Here is a 16,989-nt window from a genome sequence, read left to right as displayed (position 1 = left end):
CAGGAGCTTGCCACATGAGATTGCCGATCCTCGCCGCGGCCGCGGCGGTCACTCTGGGGGCTTGCCAGCCGGCCTCCGAGCCTCAACCGGTGGACGCCGAGCCGGCACCGGACGCGTCAGCGATGGCTCCGATGGAAGCCGTGCCGGCCGCAACCCCCGAGCCGACGCCGCCGCAGGCCGCCACGCCCGCCCCTGCGGCATCCACCCCGGCCGCGCCTGCCAAGGCATCGGCGTCCCGCCCGGCCCCTCGGCCCGCGCCCGCGCCCGCGCCAGAGCCGACACCGCCGCCTGCCGATCCGATGGCCGGCCATGACATGTCGAAGATGGACGGCATGACCATGCCGCCCAAACAGTAGTTCGCTTGAAGTCCAGGAGTTTTCGATGAGCCGTTCAATTTTCGCCACTCTCGCCGCCCTCGCGGCGCTGGCTCCTCTGTCGGTCGCCCAGGCTCAGAGCCAGTCGCATGCCGGCATGTCGGCGCAGGACCACGCCGCCATGCAGGCGCCGGCCAATGGCGTGGCGACCACTCCGGCGGACAACGCCATGCTGTCCTCCGCCCCGACCACCTTCTCGGCGACTTTCCCGCACGCCATGGTCCTGACGTCCCTTCGCCTGACCGGCGGACCGTCGAACCAGGCGGTCGATGTGGCCCTGTCAGCGGAGGCTGCACCCGCGGTCACCGTCAGCGCCCCGCTTCCGGCCCTCGCGCCCGGCACCTACGCCGCCGCCTGGACCGCGAAGGGCGCCGACGGCCATCAGATGAACGGCGTCGTCCGTTTCATGGTTCACTGAGGAGGCGGCCTCCCGCCTCCTGAGGGGCCGAAACCGAAGTGGGGAACGCCGCGCGGCGAGCCGCGCGGCGTTTTTCTTGCGCGATCGGATCGTCGATCTGGCGCACCTCGATCGCGGGCGGCTTAAAAGCGACGCGGCGGTATCCCGCACGCCGAACCCTTCATTCACGCTGAGTGTGAAGCGCAGGCAGACAACGCGCCAGGCCCGTCAAGGTCCTGACCACCACGTCGGCGTCGCTGCGACGGGGTTCGGCCTCAAGGGCCCGTTCCGGATCATACAGCACGGTCCGACAGCCCAGAGCCTTGGCCGGACGGATGTCCCATTCGAGGCTGTCGCCGATCACGCAGACCTCGGGGGCCTCGACGGCCAGGGCGGCGAACGCACGCCTGAACGCGTCGGGAAAGGGCTTTCCCACGCCGACTTCGCCCTCGATCTGAATGTGATCGAAATACGGTTCGAGACCGAACCGTTCGATCTTGGCGCGCTGCAACGGTCCGGCGCCGTTGGTGAGAAGCGCGAGGCGATAGCCCGCGTCGCGCAAGTCGAGCAGCAGGGCCTCAGCCCCCGCCTCGAGCCGCATCTCTTCGTCCCGCCGCCGGCTGAAGGCGTCGGCGAGGCTCGAGACCGTTTCGCAAGCCGGTGCGGGATGGCCTTCCCGAAGCAGGGTCTCGAAGGCCGCTGTCGCGATGAGGCGCCGCGCGTGTCGTGGGTCGGCGCGACCCAACTCATGACACCGCGGGTCGCGCCAGAACGCCTGCCCGGCCCGCGTGAGCGCCTGCGCCGCGATATCCGGGGCGAGGCCGCCCAGCTCGGCTTGCATCATCAAGCAGACGCTCCGCCAGGCCAGATCCGGCCGGCGGTAGGCCGAGAGCAGGGTGTCGTCGAGGTCGATGACCACGGCCGAGAGGGGCCGCGGCCTCACCGAGACCTCCCCGTCCTTTCCAGCCGCCGAGACCGGGGACGCCGCGCCTCGGCGACGATCCGCGACCGCCTATCGGGGCCAAGGATCAGACGAGGCCCGCCGCCGCCGACCTTCGCTAGAACCACGTCCGGATGCCGACGACGAGGCGCGTGTCTTCCGAGCTTCGCCCATCGGCTTCGAGGAAGTCCGCCGTATTCCCGAAGCTCTTGGTCCATTCCAGGCCGACATAGGGGGCGAACTCCTTGTGGAATTCGTACCGCAGCCGAGCCCCGATCTGGATCGACGTCAGGCCGGATCCAATCCGGAGCTCGGGGATGTCCTCGGCCGATAGCACGACTTCAGCGCGAGGCTGCACGATCCAGCGGTTGGTGATCCGCTGATCGTATTCGGCCTCCGCCCTCGCCGTGAGTTCACCCTTGTTGGAGAGGAAGGCCGCCGCATCGACCTCGAACCAGTAGGGCGCGAGGCCCTGAACGCCCACGACCAGATCGGTTCGATCGCCCTCCGGACGGTAGGTCTGTCGCAGACCCGTCTGGAAGTCGAAGAAGGGCCGGAACGCCCGGCTGTAAAGGGCCTGGATCTCGGCTTCCTCGACCTCGCCGTCGAAGTCGCCCTCGACTTCCGACTTCCACCAGAAGCGGTTGATGTCGCCGCCGGTCCAGCCCTGCGCGTCCAGCGCGTAGCCTTCTTCGCCGTCTCCGAAACTCGCTTCGAGCTGGTCGATGATCACCGCGGTGGTCCACACGTCGCCATTCTCGACGCGAAGCTGTTCGCGGGCCGCCGCCATCTCCGCGGGATCGAACAGGGTATCGGCGGCGTGAGCGGGGCCGCTGGTCGCCCCGGGCGGAACGGGCATTTCCGGAGGGCGTCCCGGGTTGTCCGCGCTGGTCGGCACGTCGGGCGGCATCGCCATGGCCGACATGTCATGACCCGGGGGCATCTGCCCCATGGTCGACATGTCATGTCCCGCCGGCATGGCCGACGCGGGCGCGGTCTGGCCCATCGTCGACATGTCGTGCCCGGCGTGGGGATCCCGCTGACCGGCGGCGGCCGGCTGTTGGCCGCTCTGCATGGTCGACATGTCGTGGCCCGCCGGCATGGCCGGCGCGGGCGCGGTCTGGCTCATCATCGCCATGTCGTGCCCGGCGTGGGGATCCGGCTGACCGGCGGCGGCCGGCTGCTGGCCGCTCTGCATGGTCGACATGTCATGTCCCGCCGGCATGGCCGGCGCGGGCGCGGCCTGCCGCATCGTCGACATGTCGTGCCCGGCGTGCGGGTCCGCCTGGCCGGCGGCGGCCGGCTGCTGGCCGCTCTGCATGGTCGACATGTCATGTCCCGCCGGCATGGCCGGCGCCGGCGCGGTCTGGCCCATCGTCGACATGTCGTGCCCGGCGTGCGGATCCGCCGACGCCGGCGCGCGCTCGGGCACGGCGCCGGTCGGGCAGACCGGCGCCCCGGACGTTCCGACGCGGGACGGATCCGCCGTCGGCGCGCCGCGCCGGACGCAACCGGCGGGCAGCTGGACGGCGGGCTGGACGGCGTTAGCCGCCGCGCCGTGCCCGGCGTGGCTCTGCGCGAACACCGGGGCGGCCGAGGCCGCGAGGAGCAGAGGGACGAGACCCACGGACCGACGGATCATGACGAGGCTCCTGTCATCGGGCGGACGGTGACGACGTTGAACATGCCCGCGTGCATGTGCATCAGCATGTGACAGTGGAAGGCCCAGTCCCCGGGATTGTCGGCGGTCAGGTCAAAGGTGACCTTGCCGCCGGGGAGAACGTTGACCGTATGCTTCAGCGGTTGGTGGCCCGCCGGTCCGCCGGTCACCAGTTCGAAGAAGTGGCCGTGCAGGTGGATGGGGTGGGCCATCATGGTGTCGTTGACCAGGGTCACCCTCACCCGCTCGTTCCGCTCAAAGCGGATCGGCTCGACCAGTTCGCTGAACTTTCTTCCGTCGAAGCCCCACATGAACCGCTCCATGTTGCCGGTCAGGTGGATCTCCATGGTCCGCGATGGGGGACGCTGGTCCTTGTTGGGCGTCAGCGAGACCAGGTCGGTGTAGACCAGCACGCGGTGGGGTACGTCGGCCAGTCCCGTCGGGCGCTCGCCCATGCGGTTGGCCGGCGCCATGGCGATGGCGTCCACGCCGACCCCCACCGCCATGTCCGGCGGCGCGTTGGCGGGATCGCGCATGCTCATGCCGGCCATGGAGCCGTGGTCCATCCCGGTCATCGCACCCGTGGACTGGGTCGCCATGGCGCCGTGATCCATCCCGGCCATGGCGCCGCCGGAGGCGCCGGTCATGGCGCCATGATCCATCCCCGCCATGGCGCCGCCCGGCTGGCCTCCCATCGAGCCGTGGTCCATGCCGCCCATCCCGCCCATGTCCCCCATGCCCATGTCCTTCATGGTCAGGTTTGGAACCTCGCGGAGCGGCGGAACCTCGGCGGTCATCCCCAGGCGCGGAGCAAGGGTCGCCCGCCCCATGCCGGAACGGTCGATGGCCTCGGATACGATGGTGTAGGCACGATCTTCCGTCGGCCGGACGATGACGTCGTAGGTCTCCGCCACCGAAATCTGGAACTCATCGGTCTCGACCGGGCGCACGTTCTCGCCGTCGGCCTGGACCACGGTCATCGACAGGCCGGGGATGCGGACGTTGAAGATCGACATGGCCGAGGCGTTGATGATGCGCAGTCGCACCCGTTCGCCGGGTCGGAACAGGCCGGTCCAGTTCTCCTGCGGGCCGTGTCCATTGATCAGATAGGTGTAGGTCGTCCCATTCACGTCGAGGATGTCGCGCGGGTCCATCCGCATCTGGCCCCACATGCGCCGTTCCTCCAGGCTCATGCGGTCCTCGCCGGAGAAGAGGCCCGCCAGGGTCGTGCGCTGCCGGTTGAAGTAGCCGGGGCTCTTCTTCAGCTTGTCGAGGATTTCGTGCGGATGCATGAAACTCCAGTCCGACAGGACCAGCACATGCTCGCGGTCGTAGGCGACCGGATCGGCGCCGGCCGGATCGATGACGATCGGCCCGTAGTGGCCGAGCGCCTCCTGCAGGCCGGAGTGGCTGTGATACCAGAAGGTGCCGGACTGCCTGATCGGAAACTCGTAGACGAAGGTCTCGCGCGGCTTGATGCCTGGGAAGCTGATCCCGGGCACCCCGTCCATCTGGAAGGGTAGAAGAATCCCATGCCAGTGGATCGAGGTGTCTTCGTCCAGGGTGTTCGTCACCGCCAGACGGACGTTCTGGCCTTCGCGCAGCCGCAACACCGGCGCCGGCAGCACGCCGTTGATGGTCGTGGCCGTCGCGGTGCGCCCGTTCACGGTGAAGGGCGTCTGACCGATGGTCAGATCGATATTCGGCCCAGTCAGGGTAGGCAGGTCCGACCGCAGCCCCGGCGAGCCCGTCTGCGCCCAGGCGGGCATCAGGCCCTGCAAGGCGGCGAGACCGCCGCCCGCGACGGCGCCGCGCAGCAGCAGTCGACGATCCAGCTTCATAAGATACTCCTCAAAGTCAGAACCGCGCCTCGGCGAGGCGACGATCTATAGGGTTTTACGCAGGCGACCCGGTCGGCCCTCGCGACACGCTGCCGCAGAGCCGACCGGGCCGGAAACTCCCGTCGCCTGGCGCTGGATCAGCGCCTCGCCAGGATGGCTTTCATCTGGGCGATCTCCCTCTCCTGGGAGCTGACGATCTCCTCGCACAGACCCAGCACTTCCGGATCCGTCAGCGAGGCCTGCTGACACATCAGGATGGCGCCGGAATGGTGCGGGATCATCGATTTCAAGAACTCGGTGTCGCCCACCGCCGCCTGGGTCCGCATGCCGTAGAAGCTCACCGCGAACACCAGGGCGGCGGCTCCGCCGATCAGAAGGTTGGTCCGTTTCGACGGATACATCGATCGCATGAAGATCAGCATGAGGATGGCCATCGGCGACACCATCATCAGCGTCATGTAGACGTTGTTGAGGTTGAAATAGAAGTGATTGAGGGACGCGATCATCGTGTACATCACCAGGTACATGATGATGAAATCCACGATGAGCTCGACGCCGAAGGAACGGTAGCTCCCCTTCATCGAGTCCATCGTCTTCATCTTTGAGTCCATCGTCTTCATCTTTTCCATGGATCGGTCCTTTCGCGACAACGCTCTTCAATCACATTCCGATCGCCAATCAGGCGGCGCCGGCCGGATGGGAGTCCAGCCAGGCGCGCAACTCGGCGATGTCGGCGGTCTGCATCTCGATCGTTTTCTGCGCCATGCGCCGGATGTCGGCGTCCTGACTTTCGCGCAACACCACCTGGGCCATGTCGAGGGCGCCCTGGTGATGCGCGATCATCTTGCGAGCCCAGGTCTGGTCCGTGTCGGCCCCGGTCGCGGCCATCATGGCGTCCTTCATCTCGGCCTCGGCCGTCGCGTATGGATTTTCCGCGCTTCCGCCTGGAGCCGCCGCGCCGGCGGCGGCGCCCACGTTCGTTTCAAGCCAGCGCCGCAGCTCGGCGATGTCGCCGGGCTGCATCTCGATGGTCTTCTGGGCCATGCGACGGATATCCGCGTCCTGTGTGTCCCTCAGCACGATCTCGGACATGTCCAGCGCGCCCTGGTGGTGAGGGATCATCTTGCGGGCCCATGTCTCGCCCGCATCCGCGCCCATGGCGGACATCATGGCCTCGTGCATCTTGGCCTCGGCGGCGGAGAACGGAGTCTGCGCCATGGCCATCGGCTCCTGCGTCTGAGCCGAGGCTTCGGCCTCCGTGTTCGGCGGCGGTTCCGCCGCCGGGCTGCAGGCCGCCAGAACGAGAGCGGAACAGCCGGCGACCAAGAGAGACGTGCGGGTGAAAGTCGGGGTGAGCATAGGGAGTCTCCGCTTGAGGGGGTCGCCGGCGAATCGCCGGACGGCCAGACGATCGATGCGTCCGACAACGTTGCGGCGGGTGCGAGTTTGGTCCCTTGCCCCGACTGCCCACGCCGGACATCGTCCAGCGTAATCCGGCCCCGGAGCCACGGTTCCGCCGTGATTAAATATTCCCGAACGCCGTTGGATCAGGCGAGGGATCGGTCGCCGGAATGCGTATTGGCGCCCGCCGCGGCTCTCGTCTGCGACGGCCTTCTGGCCATGGGACGTCCATCAGAGTCGGACGGCCCGGAGCCGCAGCGCGTTGGCGATCACACTGACGGAGGACAGGGCCATCGCCAACGCCGCCAGGGCCGGCGATAATAGGAGGCCGGAGACCGGGTAGAGCAGTCCCGCCGCGATCGGAATGCCGAGGGTGTTGTAACCGAAGGCGAAGACCAGGTTCTGGCGGATGTTGCTCATCACCGCACGGGACAGTTTGCGCGCCCGGACGAGGCCCTGGAGATCGCCGCCGAGAAGGGTGACCCCGGCGCTCTCGATCGCGACGTCCGAGCCGGCGCCCATGGCCACCCCCACGTCGGCGGCGGCCAGGGCCGGGGCGTCGTTCACACCGTCTCCGGCCATGGCGACGATCCGACCCTCCGCTCTCAGCCGCTCGACGACCGCCGCCTTGTCCTGGGGCAGAACCTCGGCCTGAACGTCGTCTATGCCGAGCCGGCGCGCCACCGCCTCCGCCGTTGTACGGTTGTCGCCGGTCATCATCACCAGACGCAGCCCCGACGCCTTCAGATCGCGGATGGCCTCGGCGGTCGTCGCCTTGACCGGATCGGCGATGCCCAGCACGCCGGCCGCAGCCCCGTCCACGGCGACGAAGATGGCGGTCGCGCCGTCTTGGCGAAGCGTATCGGCCCCGGCTTCCAGAGGCCCGACGTCGACGCCGATCTCGGCCAGATAGCGGCTGTTGCCGAGCGCCACGCGGCGGCCGTCGACGACCCCGGTGACGCCGCGCCCGACGGGGCTGTCGAAGTCCGACGCCTCGGACAGAACCAGATTTTGGTCGCTCGCCGCCCGAACGACGGCGTCCGCCAGCGGATGCTCGCTGCTCCGCTCAAGACTGGCGGAAAGTCTCAGAAGCTCGGCCTCGTCGAACCCGTCGGCTGGCCGGACGGCCGTCACCGAGGGGCGCCCCTCCGTCAGGGTGCCGGTTTTGTCGAGCACCAGGGTGTCCACCTTCTCGAAGCGCTCCAGCGCCTCGGCGTTCTTGATGAGCACCCCGGCGTGAGCGCCGCGCCCCACCCCGACCATGATGGAGATCGGCGTGGCCAAGCCCAGGGCGCACGGACAGGCGATGATCAGCACGGAGACCGCGGCGACGAGGGCGTAGGACAGCCGCGGTTCGGGGCCGGCCAGGCCCCAGACGATCGCGGCGAGAACGGCGATCCCGATCACGGCCGGAACGAACCAGCCCGACACCTTGTCGGCCAGCCGCTGGATCGGCGCGCGGCTGCGTTGGGCCTGCGCCACCATCTGGACGATCTGCGCCAGGAGGGTGTCGGCGCCCACCTTGTCGGCTCGCATGACGAACGAGCCGGTCTTGTTGAGCGACCCGGCGACGACCTTGTCGCCGACGTCCTTGGTCACCGGCATGGATTCACCCGTGACGAGGGACTCGTCGAGGGTGACCCGGCCGTCCAAGATCTCTCCGTCGACCGCCACCTTCTCGCCGGGACGGACGCGCAGCCGATCTCCCACAGCGACCAGATCGAGGGTGACGTCCTCATCGCCGCCGTCGTTGCGGACGCGCCGCGCGGTCTTCGGGGCGAGGTCCAGCAGGGCCCTGATGGCCCCCGACGTCTGTTCGCGCGCCCGAAGCTCCAGGATCTGGCCGACCAGCACCAGGACGGTGATGATGGCCGCCGCCTCGAAATAGACCGGCGCGCTGCCGTCCATCCGCCGGACCGCCGCCGGGAACAGATGCGGCGCCAGAACCGCGACCACGCTGTAGATCCAGGCCGCACCGACGCCGATGGCGATCAGGGTGAACATGTTGAGGCTGCGATTGCGGATGGACGCCCAGCCCCTCTGGAAGAACGGCCAGCCGGACCACAGCACGACCGGCGTCGCCAGGGCGAACTGGATCCAGTTGGAGGTCTGGCCCGGAATCCGCATCGCCAGCCCGGTCAGATGGCCGCCCATTTCAAGCGCGAAGACCGGCAGCGTCAGAACCGCGCCGATCCACAGGCGACGGGTGAAGTCGATCAGTTCGTGATTGACCGGAGCCTCGGCGGTGACGGTCTCCGGCTCCAGCGCCATGCCGCAGATCGGACAGGAGCCCGGTCCCTCCTGGCGCACCTCGGGATGCATCGGACAGGTGTAGATCGCACCGGGCGTGACGGGAGCCGGTTCGGGCCGCTCGCCGAGATAGCGATCCGGATCGTCCACGAATTTGGTCCGGCAGCCCGCCGAACAGAAGACATACTCCTCCCCCGCGTGGGCGGCCCCATGCGCCGTGGTCGCCGGATCGACGGTCATGCCGCAGACCGGATCGATCGCCTGGGCGCCGGCTTGAGGCGTCTTGTTCGAACAACAGCCGTGACCGGCGGGATGGGAATGGGATGACGTAGCCATGACGGCTCCTCAGACAACCTCACTAACAAATATACTCCACAGGGGTATCGCGCAAGGTGTGACGGTGAGGTAGGATCGAACGGTCGGAACGAGGAACAGGATGCAGACCGAGATCAAGCCGAAGGTGTTGAACCGCCTGAGCCGCATAGAGGGACAGGTGCGTGGTCTTTCCAGAATGGTCGAGGAGGACCGCTACTGCATCGACGTCCTGACCCAGCTCCAGGCCGTTCGGGCGGCGCTGTCGCGTGTCGAGGGCCAGGTCTTGAAGGACCACATGGATCACTGCGTCATGGGCGCGATCGCGGGTGACGATCTCGCCGACCGCAAGGCCAAGGCGTCCGAACTGATCGAACTTCTCGGCCGCGCTTCCCGCTAGCCGGGGACGGACTCCCGGCGTTTGGTCGCCAGGCCCGGCGGTCGGCCTGGACATCCTCTCGTCTGGCTGAGGGACATGACATGTCTTGGGGGCGGCCTCACCCAGAGCCGCAGCGGTCCAGGCTGGCAAACCGGCCGAGGGCATGCCGAGCCCCGAGCCAGACTTGGACGTCCCGTATGACCGGCCGGCCCCGTCTGGCGTCGCGCATGAGGGATGTTCCCGCCCGATGCGTATCTCAATATGGCGGCGGTGCTGATCCGCCGCCCTTGGGGGGCCATCGCGAATGACATCCGTACCGCCGACCCGAGACGGCTATCCCGCCGATCTCAGGGCCCTGACCAGTCTGCGCGCCTTCCTCGCCTTGGGGGTGGTGCTGTTCCATTATCAGCTCCAATGGGATCCGGCCCTGGGCTTCAGCCCGATCATCGAGCGAAGCCGGCTGGCGGTGGACGCCTTCTTCATGCTGTCGGGCTTCATTCTGGCGCACGTCTACGGTCCGGCCTTCGCGAGCCGCGGTTTCAGTTACCGGCGTTTCATCGTCGCCCGGCTCGCGCGGCTTTATCCCCTGCACGTCGCGGTTCTGACGGGCGCCTTGATCATGGTGCTGGGCGCGACCGCCGCCGGCGTCCGCTTCGACGCCGAGGGCTACGGGCCGCTGGCCTTCTTCCAGACGCTGTTTCTCATCCAGGCCTGGTTTCCGACCGATGCGGAGTTGAACTGGAGCGGCCCGAGCTGGTCCCTGTCGGCGGAATGGTTCGCCTATCTGCTGTTCCCCGCCTACGCCTGGCTGGCCCTCCGTCTGCGAGCGCGGCCGTGGGTGCTGCTGGGGATCGGGGCCGCGGCGTTCGTCGCCCTCGACGCCTTCTACGTCCAGGCGTTCGGCAAGGTCCTTCCGCGAGCTGAGGACTCCCTCGGCATTCTCCGGATCGTCCCCGAATTCCTGGTCGGCATGGCGCTCTACGGGCTGGGCCATCGCTGGCGCTGGAGCCCGCCCGTGGCCGCCGCGGCCGCCCTGTCCACGACCGTCCTGCTGCTGGGCGCGATGCAGCTGTCACTGGACGATCGCACCATCGTCGCCCTCGCCGCCCCCGTGATTCTGACCTGGTCCCTGCTCGCGCGGGCGGATTGCGAGGGCCCCCTCGCCGCCCCGGGCCTTGTCTTCGCCGGAGAAGCGTCCTTCGCCCTCTATCTGGTGCACATGCCGGTGATCGTGGCCTGGAAGGGCGTCGTGGCCGAACTGCGCGGCGTCGACAGCACCTTCCGCATCACGCCGGTCGAACTGATCGGATTGTTCATCGCCACGGCCCTGATCGCGGCGGCGCTGCATCTGCTCGTCGAAAAGCCCGGCCGAACCTGGATAAGGCGCCGGTTCGACAGGCGTCGCGACGAGCTCGCCCCGGCCGCGCTCAGCCCGCCGGCGCTCCGTGAGCCTGACGACCGCTGAGCCGACCGGTCTCTTCGCCCTTCGCGACGGCCGTCCGCTCGTTGGCGATGACACCGCCGTCGTCGAGAACCGGCCGATCCCGACCTCCGATCGACCCGTCGCGAGGACCTCCGTCGCGGATAAACCGCACCGTCTCCGTTCGGAGATGCGGCTCGGCCACGAAGCCGGCGTCCGCCAGGGCGAGATGCTGTGGCGTCGCGGGCGCGCCGCGCTCAGGTTTCCACCAGCCCTCCGTCGCCGCAGCCTTCGGAAGAAGGCCGCTGATGATGCGTTCGATATCGCGGAACGTCAGCACCACTTCGGTCCGCCTTTGACGCCGCAGATAGGTTGCGAGAGGCGCGTATTTGGCCATCAACCTCTTTTCCTCTCGCCGCCCCGCAGGTCAAGCGCTGCTCGGCCCCTGTGATAGCCACGAAGAAGCCAACGCCAGGCTGGCTAGATGCGAGTGCGATTGACTCGCAAGAAGGCCTGTGGTCAGACGCCCTCTATGTCGTTCCCACTGAAGTGCTCCATGTCCCCTCGTCTCCTCGCCACCGGCGCCCTTCTGCCGCTGCTGCTGGCCGCGCTTCCCGCGGCGGCTCAGGAGGACCCCACCCCGGACACGACGCTTCTGGATCAGGTGGTAGTCACCGCCTCCCGGATCGAAGCCCCCCGTTCCGCGATCGCCGCCACGGTCGAGCTCATCGACGCCGAGGCCATCGCCCAGCAGACGGCGCTGGCCGCCTCGGCCGTCGACACGGTGGCGGCCCTGGTGCCCTCCTTCTCGCCGACGCGGCAGAAGCTGTCGGGCTTCGGCGAGACGCTGCGCGGGCGTTCGCCGCTCTATCTGGTCGACGGCGTGCCGCAGTCGACGCCGCTGCGCGACGACAGCCGCGACGGCTACACCATCGATCCCTTCTTCATCGACCGGGTCGAGGTCATCTTCGGCTCCAACGCCATCCAGGGCGTCGGGGCCACCGGCGGCGTGGTCAACTACGTCACCGCCCGCACGCCGGCCGAGGGCGAAGGCCTGACGGGCCGGATGATGGCCCAGATCACAACCGACGATGAGCTGCAGGGCGACGGCGTCGGCGCCAAGATCGCCGCCATCGGCGGACGTGACTTCGGCGCCTTGGACCTGACCCTGGGCGCCGTCTTCGAAACCCGCGGGGCCTATTACGACGCCGACGGCCGCCGCATCGGCTTCGACGGCGCCCAGGGCGAGGTGCAGGACTCGCAGGTCCTCTCGCTGTTCGCGCGCGGCGGCTGGGATCTAGACGGCGATCGCCGGCTGGAGGGTTGGGTCAACCGGTTCGATCTGGAAGGCGACGGCGACTATGTGACCGTGGCGGGCGACCGGGCGACGGGCGTCCCGACCACCGCCGTGCGCGGCGCGGCGCCGGGCGAGCAGCCCTCGAACGCGGTGACCTCTGCGGCCCTGACCTACACCGACCGCGACCTGTTCGGCGGCGTCCTGCGGGCCCAGGTCTTCGCCCACGATTACCAGGGCGTATTCGGCGGCGGCAGCTTCCCCGACTTCCAGGATCCCCGCATCGCCCCGGTCGGGACCCTGTTCGACCAGTCGGCCAACAATTCGGAAAAACTGGGCTTCAAGATCGACTGGCAGGGCCAGGTTCCCGGCCTGACGGGCCTGAAGGCACTGGTCGGCCTCGACGGCCTGCGCGACCGGACCTATCAGGAACTGATCCTGACCGGGCGCAACTGGGTGCCCGAGACGGCCTACGAGAGCCTGTCGCCCTTCCTGCAGCTGAATCAGTCGGTCCTGGCCGACCGCCTCAGCCTGTCGGCGGGCGTGCGGCGTGAATCGGCGAAGCTTAAGGTCGACGACTTCCAGACCCTGTACGCCTACGGCCCTCAGACGGTGGCGGGCGGCGAGCCGGGCTTCGAGGAGACCCTGTTCAACGTCGGCGCCGCCTTCGAGGTGACGCCGGCTCTCCTCGTCCACGGCTCCTTCGCCCAGGGTTTCACCATGCCGGACGTCGGTCGGGTGCTGCGCGGCATCAACCGTCCAAACCAGGACGTCGACACCTTCCTCAACGTCGAACCGGTCGTGTCGGACAACACCGAGGTCGGGGTGGAATACCGCGGTGCGCGCGTCGAGCTGTCCGCCGCCGTGTTCCGGTCCGAGGCCGAACGCGGCTCGCTGCTGAACCGCCTGCCCTCGGGCATCTTCGAGGTGCAGCGGCAGCCCACGCGGATTGATGGACTGGAGCTGAAGGGTCTATGGCGCGCCACGGACGCCCTGACCCTTGGCGGCAGCTACGCCGCGCTCGACGGCCAGAGCGACAGCGACGGCGACGGCGACCTGGACCGCGACCTGAACGGGGCCAACATCTCGCCGGACCGCCTGCTGCTGTGGGGCGAGTACGAGACAGGCCCGATCGCCCTGCGCCTTCAGGCCCAGACCTTCCTCGCGCGCGACTTCGACGGCGAGCCCGCGGCGAACGGCTTCGAGGGTTATGCCGTGTTCGACGCCGTGGCCCGCTACGAGGCGGGCTTCGGCACGGTGTCGCTGGGGGTGCAGAACCTGCTGGACGAGCAGTACATTTCCTATTTCTCGGACACACAGGGGCCGACCGACAATCTGCGCTTTTTCGCCGGTCGCGGGCGCACGGCCACCGTGACCCTGACGCGGAGCTTCTGAGCCGGTGATGGGCGCGATCCGCACGCTCCACGCCTGGGCCGGGACCGCCCTCTCGATCCTGGCCGTGGTGTTGGGCCTGACGGGATCGTTGCTGGTGTTCGAGGACGACTGGATCCGCGCCACCGTCCCCGCCGCGCGCGCCGAGATCGATCTCGATGCCGCCCGTCTGGGTGCGGCGCTGGACCGGCTCGAGGCAGCCGAGCCCCGCCTCACCTCGGTGGTCCTGCCGGGCGGGGCGGTCGGCGTTCACCGGCTCTACCTGGCCGAGGACGGGTTCGGCTACGCCGACCCCGACGGCAAGGTGGTGGACCGCTGGTGGGGCCCGGCGCGAGCCGAGACATGGATCTTCGACCTTCACCACGAGCTGCTGGCCGGTCACACCGGCAAGCTGGTTGCCGGCGGCGCCGGCCTGACCCTGGCGGTGATGATCCTGACCGGCCTGATCGTCTGGATTCCCGCCTGGCGCGCCACCGGCTGGCGGGTCTGGCCCCGCTCGGGGGCCCGGCGCGAACTGATCGGCAGCCATCGTAATCTCGGCCTGATCTTCGCCATCCCGCTGGTCGTCTTCAGCCTCACCGGAGGGGCCATCGTCTTTCACGGCACGACCCAAGCCCTGCTGGGGGCCGTCCCGGCGCCGCCGGCGCCGGTGGTCGGGACGGGAGACGTCGACTGGGCTCGCGCGCTGACGGAAGCCCAGGCCCGCTTCCCTGAAGCGACCCCGCGCATGGCCGTCCGCCCCGCCGCGCCGGGCAGGCCCGCCACGATCCGTCTGAAGCAGCCCGGCGAGTGGCACCCCAACGGCCGCACGACCGTGACCATCGATCCGGCCACCAGCCGGGCGGTGGCGACCTCCGACGCCAACGCCCTGCCGAGCGGCGTGCGGGCCTACAATGCCTTCTACCCCCTGCACGCCAGTTCGGTCGGCGGCTGGCTCTATGACGCGGTGACGGCGCTCAGCGGCGTCGCCATGGCGGCGTTGGGGCTGGTCGGCGCCTGGGCATTCCTGGGAAAACCCCGACGGCGCTCGCCTCGGTCGAAACCGACCCGCCGAGGACAAGCGCGCGAGGGAGCGGAAGGGTCTGCCTGATCCACGGCCCTACCCTCCGCCGGTCGCCACTCCAGGCCTGATGCACTCACACGGCCCCGCGCGAACCCCTATGCGGGACCACCGGCGGCAAGGCCTCGTTCACCGTGTCGGGCAAGCCTTCCTTGGCGCCTGTAGGGGATGATGGCTGGATGACGGAAGATCCAGCACACCCTGAGCGCCGATGCCCGCCGCCGATCGCGCGCGGCGGCTGGCTCGACCTTCTGCGTTTCGTCGTGGGGGCGATGATCGTCCTCTATCACTTCCGCGAGGCCGCTCCGATCCCCTTGCCGCTCTTCCATCCGGTCTTCGACCGCGGCTATCTGCTGACCGACTTCTTCATCATCGACTCCGGCTACGTTCTCGCCCGCGTCTACGGCGAGCGGCTCGCGAACCGGCGAATTCCGCTTTCCGTCTTCTACCGTCAGCGATTTCTCAGGGTGGTTCCGGCCCACATGACCGTCAGCCTCGCCCTGGCGGGGCTGGTGCTGACGGCGGCGATCCTGGGCCAAACACCCAGCCACCCGGAATGGTTCGACTGGTCCCGGTTTCCCGCCCAGTTCTTTCTGGTGCAGGCCTATGGGGTGCCGGGCGGAGAGGGATGGAACGCGCCGACCTGGACGCTCTCGGCGCTCCTGGGCTGTTACGTCAGCCTGCCCTTCCTCGCTCGCGCGGCGCGCGGCCTGTCCCCATGGCTGATCCTCGCTCTTGGGGTGGGCGGGCTGCTCGCCGCCAACCTGTCCGCCCACGCCGCCTTCGGGTTGCCGATCTACGAGATGCCGTTGCGCCTCGGCTTCCTGCGGGCCTTTCCGCTGTTCGCCCTCGGCGTCGCCGTGGCTCTGTTCGCCCGGCAGGTCTATTGCCCGCCCCGTCTGGCCGCCGGTCTGGGCGGTTCCGCCGTGGTCGCTGTGGCGGGTCTGCAGGCTCTGGGACCCCATAATCTGGCGACCCTCGGCCTCCTGACCGTCATCATCTTCGCCACCGGGGCCTTGCCGGTTCGGAGCCCGTCCAGGCTGGTCGAGCACCTCGCTTTGATGGCGTTCGCGATCTTCCTGACCAACGAAGTGATCCGGATCGTGTGGTTCGGCGTGCTCGACGCCGTCGATTGGCGGAGTTGGAGTCCGTCAGTGCAATGGACCGCCTGGGCGGTCGGCCTGGCCGCGGCTTTCGGCGGCGCCGCCGTCTTCCGCTACGCCTTCGACCGACCGACCCAGGCCTGGTTCAATCGTCCGCAGTCGGGGTCGCGATCGACCTCCCCCGCGGCCAAGTCTCCCGTTCCCGCGCTGTAGGCCGATCCTTCACAAAAGCTCGGCGAGGTTCACATCATGGCGGCGGGGGGCGCCTGGGTGCCCATGATCGCCACGATCAGAAGCAGCAGGGCCGCCAGCACGGTCTCCAGCGCCAGGCTGCGCCGCAGGCGGCGCAAGGCGAGCGGACGGGCGTGATCGTCTTCGAGCGCCGATCCGAGATGCGGGGTCAGGACAAAGCGGTTCGAGGCCGCTAGGGCCAGCATGCCGGCGAACAGGACGAGTTTCAGGATCAGAAGAACGCCGTAGGGCGTCGTCAACAGGCTCCCGAGCCGGCTGAACCCGATCAGATAGGCGCTGTTCACCAGACCCGTGATCGTCAGCAGGACGACGGCGAGCGTTCCCAGACCGGCGAACCCCTCCAGGGCGGCGTGAGTCACCGGCGCGCCCGCCGCGTGCCCGTGGCGGGTCCGCAGCATCAGGAACAACGCGACCAGACTGCCGAGCCAGAGTCCGGCGGCGAGCGCGTGAACGACATCGGCGATCAGATGCGGCCAGCGGCCCGCGCCTTCCGTCGCCGCGCCGTGACCGGTCCAGGCCAGGCTGGCGCTGACCACAGCGCCGACGACGGTCAGCACGATCCAGCCGCCGCGTCCCGGTTTCAGACTGATCAGCAGAACGGCGGCCAAAAGGGCCATCGCCGCGCGAACCAGGAAGCCGACGCCCAGGCCCGTGCCGAATGCCACGTAGGACAGCGACTCCGGCTTCAGCGCCTCGGTCAGCGATCCCGCCATCACGGCGGTTTGGACCACGAGGTTGGCGAGAGCAGCCAGGACGGTCGCCACGGCGGCGACCAGCAGCGTCGTTCGCGGCCACCTTTCGGCGGCCGCGTCCGACATGGGCATCCTGAACGCGAAGAACAGGGGGACGCCAAACAGCAGGACGGCGCCGATGTACTGCCCCAGCCTCAGCAGGACGACCGTTGTCTCCATCTG

General features: G+C 68.8%; 15 protein-coding genes. 7 read left to right on the top strand and 8 right to left on the bottom strand.

Annotated elements, in window-relative coordinates; all coding sequences use genetic code 11:
- The first annotated feature begins 14 nt into the window (after positions 1 to 14).
- Both JMT67_RS00445 and JMT67_RS00440 read left to right on the top strand, forming a co-directional pair.
- A complete protein-coding gene (locus JMT67_RS00445; RefSeq protein ID WP_183217336.1) occupies positions 15 to 356 on the top strand; it encodes a hypothetical protein in 342 nt (113 codons plus the stop codon).
- 25 nt (positions 357 to 381) lie between these two features.
- On the top strand, positions 382 to 792 hold the full coding sequence (locus JMT67_RS00440; RefSeq protein ID WP_201462413.1) for a copper resistance CopC family protein: 411 nt from the start codon (positions 382 to 384) through the stop codon (positions 790 to 792).
- Between the two features lie 160 nt (positions 793 to 952).
- Here JMT67_RS00440 and JMT67_RS00435 read toward each other — a convergent pair whose 3' ends face one another.
- From JMT67_RS00435 to JMT67_RS00410, 6 genes are all read right to left on the bottom strand, one after another.
- A complete protein-coding gene (locus JMT67_RS00435; protein WP_066551037.1) occupies positions 953 to 1,690 on the bottom strand; it encodes an HAD family hydrolase in 738 nt (245 codons plus the stop codon).
- A 139-nt stretch (positions 1,691 to 1,829) separates the two neighbouring features.
- A complete protein-coding gene (locus tag JMT67_RS00430) occupies positions 1,830 to 3,353 on the bottom strand; it encodes a copper resistance protein B (RefSeq protein ID WP_233455742.1) in 1,524 nt (507 codons plus the stop codon).
- Entirely contained in the window at positions 3,350 to 5,212 is a 1,863-nt protein-coding gene (locus tag JMT67_RS00425; protein ID WP_066551035.1) for a copper resistance system multicopper oxidase, read from the bottom strand. Before JMT67_RS00425 ends, JMT67_RS00430 begins: the two co-directional genes overlap by 4 nt.
- Before the next feature lie 137 nt (positions 5,213 to 5,349).
- Entirely contained in the window at positions 5,350 to 5,841 is a 492-nt protein-coding gene (locus JMT67_RS00420; RefSeq protein ID WP_224761373.1) for a DUF305 domain-containing protein, read from the bottom strand.
- Positions 5,842 to 5,890: 49 nt separating this feature from the next.
- Positions 5,891 to 6,571, bottom strand: coding sequence for a DUF305 domain-containing protein (locus JMT67_RS00415; RefSeq protein ID WP_066551031.1), 681 nt, complete (start codon positions 6,569 to 6,571; stop codon positions 5,891 to 5,893).
- 273 nt (positions 6,572 to 6,844) lie between these two features.
- A complete protein-coding gene (locus tag JMT67_RS00410) occupies positions 6,845 to 9,199 on the bottom strand; it encodes a heavy metal translocating P-type ATPase (protein WP_174086269.1) in 2,355 nt (784 codons plus the stop codon).
- Positions 9,200 to 9,299: 100 nt separating this feature from the next.
- Between JMT67_RS00410 and JMT67_RS00405 the strand changes: the two genes are divergently transcribed.
- Both JMT67_RS00405 and JMT67_RS00400 read left to right on the top strand, forming a co-directional pair.
- Positions 9,300 to 9,575 carry a metal-sensitive transcriptional regulator gene (locus JMT67_RS00405; protein ID WP_066551027.1) on the top strand — a complete coding sequence of 92 codons (276 nt, stop codon included), beginning with the start codon at positions 9,300 to 9,302 and terminating at the stop codon, positions 9,573 to 9,575.
- A gap of 283 nt (positions 9,576 to 9,858) precedes the next feature.
- Entirely contained in the window at positions 9,859 to 11,019 is a 1,161-nt protein-coding gene (locus tag JMT67_RS00400) for an acyltransferase family protein (RefSeq protein WP_201462412.1), read from the top strand.
- On the opposite strand, the gene JMT67_RS00395 is transcribed toward JMT67_RS00400, so the two are convergent.
- Positions 10,982 to 11,371 (bottom strand): hypothetical protein, encoded by a 390-nt coding sequence (locus tag JMT67_RS00395; RefSeq protein ID WP_066551023.1) that lies wholly within the window; start codon positions 11,369 to 11,371, stop codon positions 10,982 to 10,984. The two genes, JMT67_RS00400 and JMT67_RS00395, sit on opposite strands and share 38 nt — an antisense overlap.
- A gap of 159 nt (positions 11,372 to 11,530) precedes the next feature.
- Here JMT67_RS00395 and JMT67_RS00390 point away from each other — a divergent pair, with 159 nt between their 5' ends.
- The 3 genes from JMT67_RS00390 to JMT67_RS00380 all read left to right on the top strand — a co-directional run bounded on the left by JMT67_RS00390 (position 11,531) and on the right by JMT67_RS00380 (position 16,036).
- A complete protein-coding gene (locus JMT67_RS00390) occupies positions 11,531 to 13,663 on the top strand; it encodes a TonB-dependent receptor (RefSeq protein ID WP_201462411.1) in 2,133 nt (710 codons plus the stop codon).
- A gap of 7 nt (positions 13,664 to 13,670) precedes the next feature.
- Entirely contained in the window at positions 13,671 to 14,750 is a 1,080-nt protein-coding gene (locus JMT67_RS00385) for a PepSY-associated TM helix domain-containing protein (protein ID WP_201462410.1), read from the top strand.
- 149 nt (positions 14,751 to 14,899) lie between these two features.
- The gene (locus JMT67_RS00380; protein WP_201462409.1) at positions 14,900 to 16,036 is read left to right on the top strand and encodes an acyltransferase family protein; all 1,137 of its coding nucleotides are present in this window, start codon (positions 14,900 to 14,902) and stop codon (positions 16,034 to 16,036) included.
- Positions 16,037 to 16,065: 29 nt separating this feature from the next.
- On the opposite strand, the gene copD is transcribed toward JMT67_RS00380, so the two are convergent.
- Positions 16,066 to 16,986 carry a copper homeostasis membrane protein CopD gene (gene copD / locus JMT67_RS00375; RefSeq protein ID WP_066551019.1) on the bottom strand — a complete coding sequence of 307 codons (921 nt, stop codon included), beginning with the start codon at positions 16,984 to 16,986 and terminating at the stop codon, positions 16,066 to 16,068.
- Positions 16,987 to 16,989: the final 3 nt, after the last annotated feature.

It is taken from the genome of Brevundimonas aurantiaca (assembly GCF_904830995.1).
GTDB classification, from domain to species: Bacteria; Pseudomonadota; Alphaproteobacteria; order Caulobacterales; family Caulobacteraceae; genus Brevundimonas; species Brevundimonas aurantiaca.
Note: the sequence above shows the minus strand (reverse complement) of the source record. Positions and strands in the feature narration are given on the sequence as shown.

Bases quoted from the DNA above. Each gene is read 5' to 3' on its own strand.
- JMT67_RS00430 (WP_233455742.1), bottom strand. From the start codon at position 3,353: ATGATCCGTCGGTCCGTGGGTCTCGTCCCTCTGCTCCTCGCGGCCTCG.
- JMT67_RS00410 (WP_174086269.1), bottom strand. From the start codon at position 9,199: ATGGCTACGTCATCCCATTCCCATCCCGCCGGTCACGGCTGTTGTTCG.
- JMT67_RS00440 (WP_201462413.1), top strand. From the start codon at position 382: ATGAGCCGTTCAATTTTCGCCACTCTCGCCGCCCTCGCGGCGCTGGCT.
- JMT67_RS00390 (WP_201462411.1), top strand. From the start codon at position 11,531: ATGTCCCCTCGTCTCCTCGCCACCGGCGCCCTTCTGCCGCTGCTGCTG.
- JMT67_RS00445 (WP_183217336.1), top strand. From the start codon at position 15: ATGAGATTGCCGATCCTCGCCGCGGCCGCGGCGGTCACTCTGGGGGCT.
- copD (WP_066551019.1), bottom strand. From the start codon at position 16,986: ATGGAGACAACGGTCGTCCTGCTGAGGCTGGGGCAGTACATCGGCGCC.
- JMT67_RS00385 (WP_201462410.1), top strand. From the start codon at position 13,671: ATGGGCGCGATCCGCACGCTCCACGCCTGGGCCGGGACCGCCCTCTCG.
- JMT67_RS00405 (WP_066551027.1), top strand. From the start codon at position 9,300: ATGCAGACCGAGATCAAGCCGAAGGTGTTGAACCGCCTGAGCCGCATA.
- JMT67_RS00395 (WP_066551023.1), bottom strand. From the start codon at position 11,371: ATGGCCAAATACGCGCCTCTCGCAACCTATCTGCGGCGTCAAAGGCGG.
- JMT67_RS00380 (WP_201462409.1), top strand. From the start codon at position 14,900: ATGACGGAAGATCCAGCACACCCTGAGCGCCGATGCCCGCCGCCGATC.
- JMT67_RS00425 (WP_066551035.1), bottom strand. From the start codon at position 5,212: ATGAAGCTGGATCGTCGACTGCTGCTGCGCGGCGCCGTCGCGGGCGGC.
- JMT67_RS00415 (WP_066551031.1), bottom strand. From the start codon at position 6,571: ATGCTCACCCCGACTTTCACCCGCACGTCTCTCTTGGTCGCCGGCTGT.
- JMT67_RS00400 (WP_201462412.1), top strand. From the start codon at position 9,859: ATGACATCCGTACCGCCGACCCGAGACGGCTATCCCGCCGATCTCAGG.
- JMT67_RS00420 (WP_224761373.1), bottom strand. From the start codon at position 5,841: ATGGAAAAGATGAAGACGATGGACTCAAAGATGAAGACGATGGACTCG.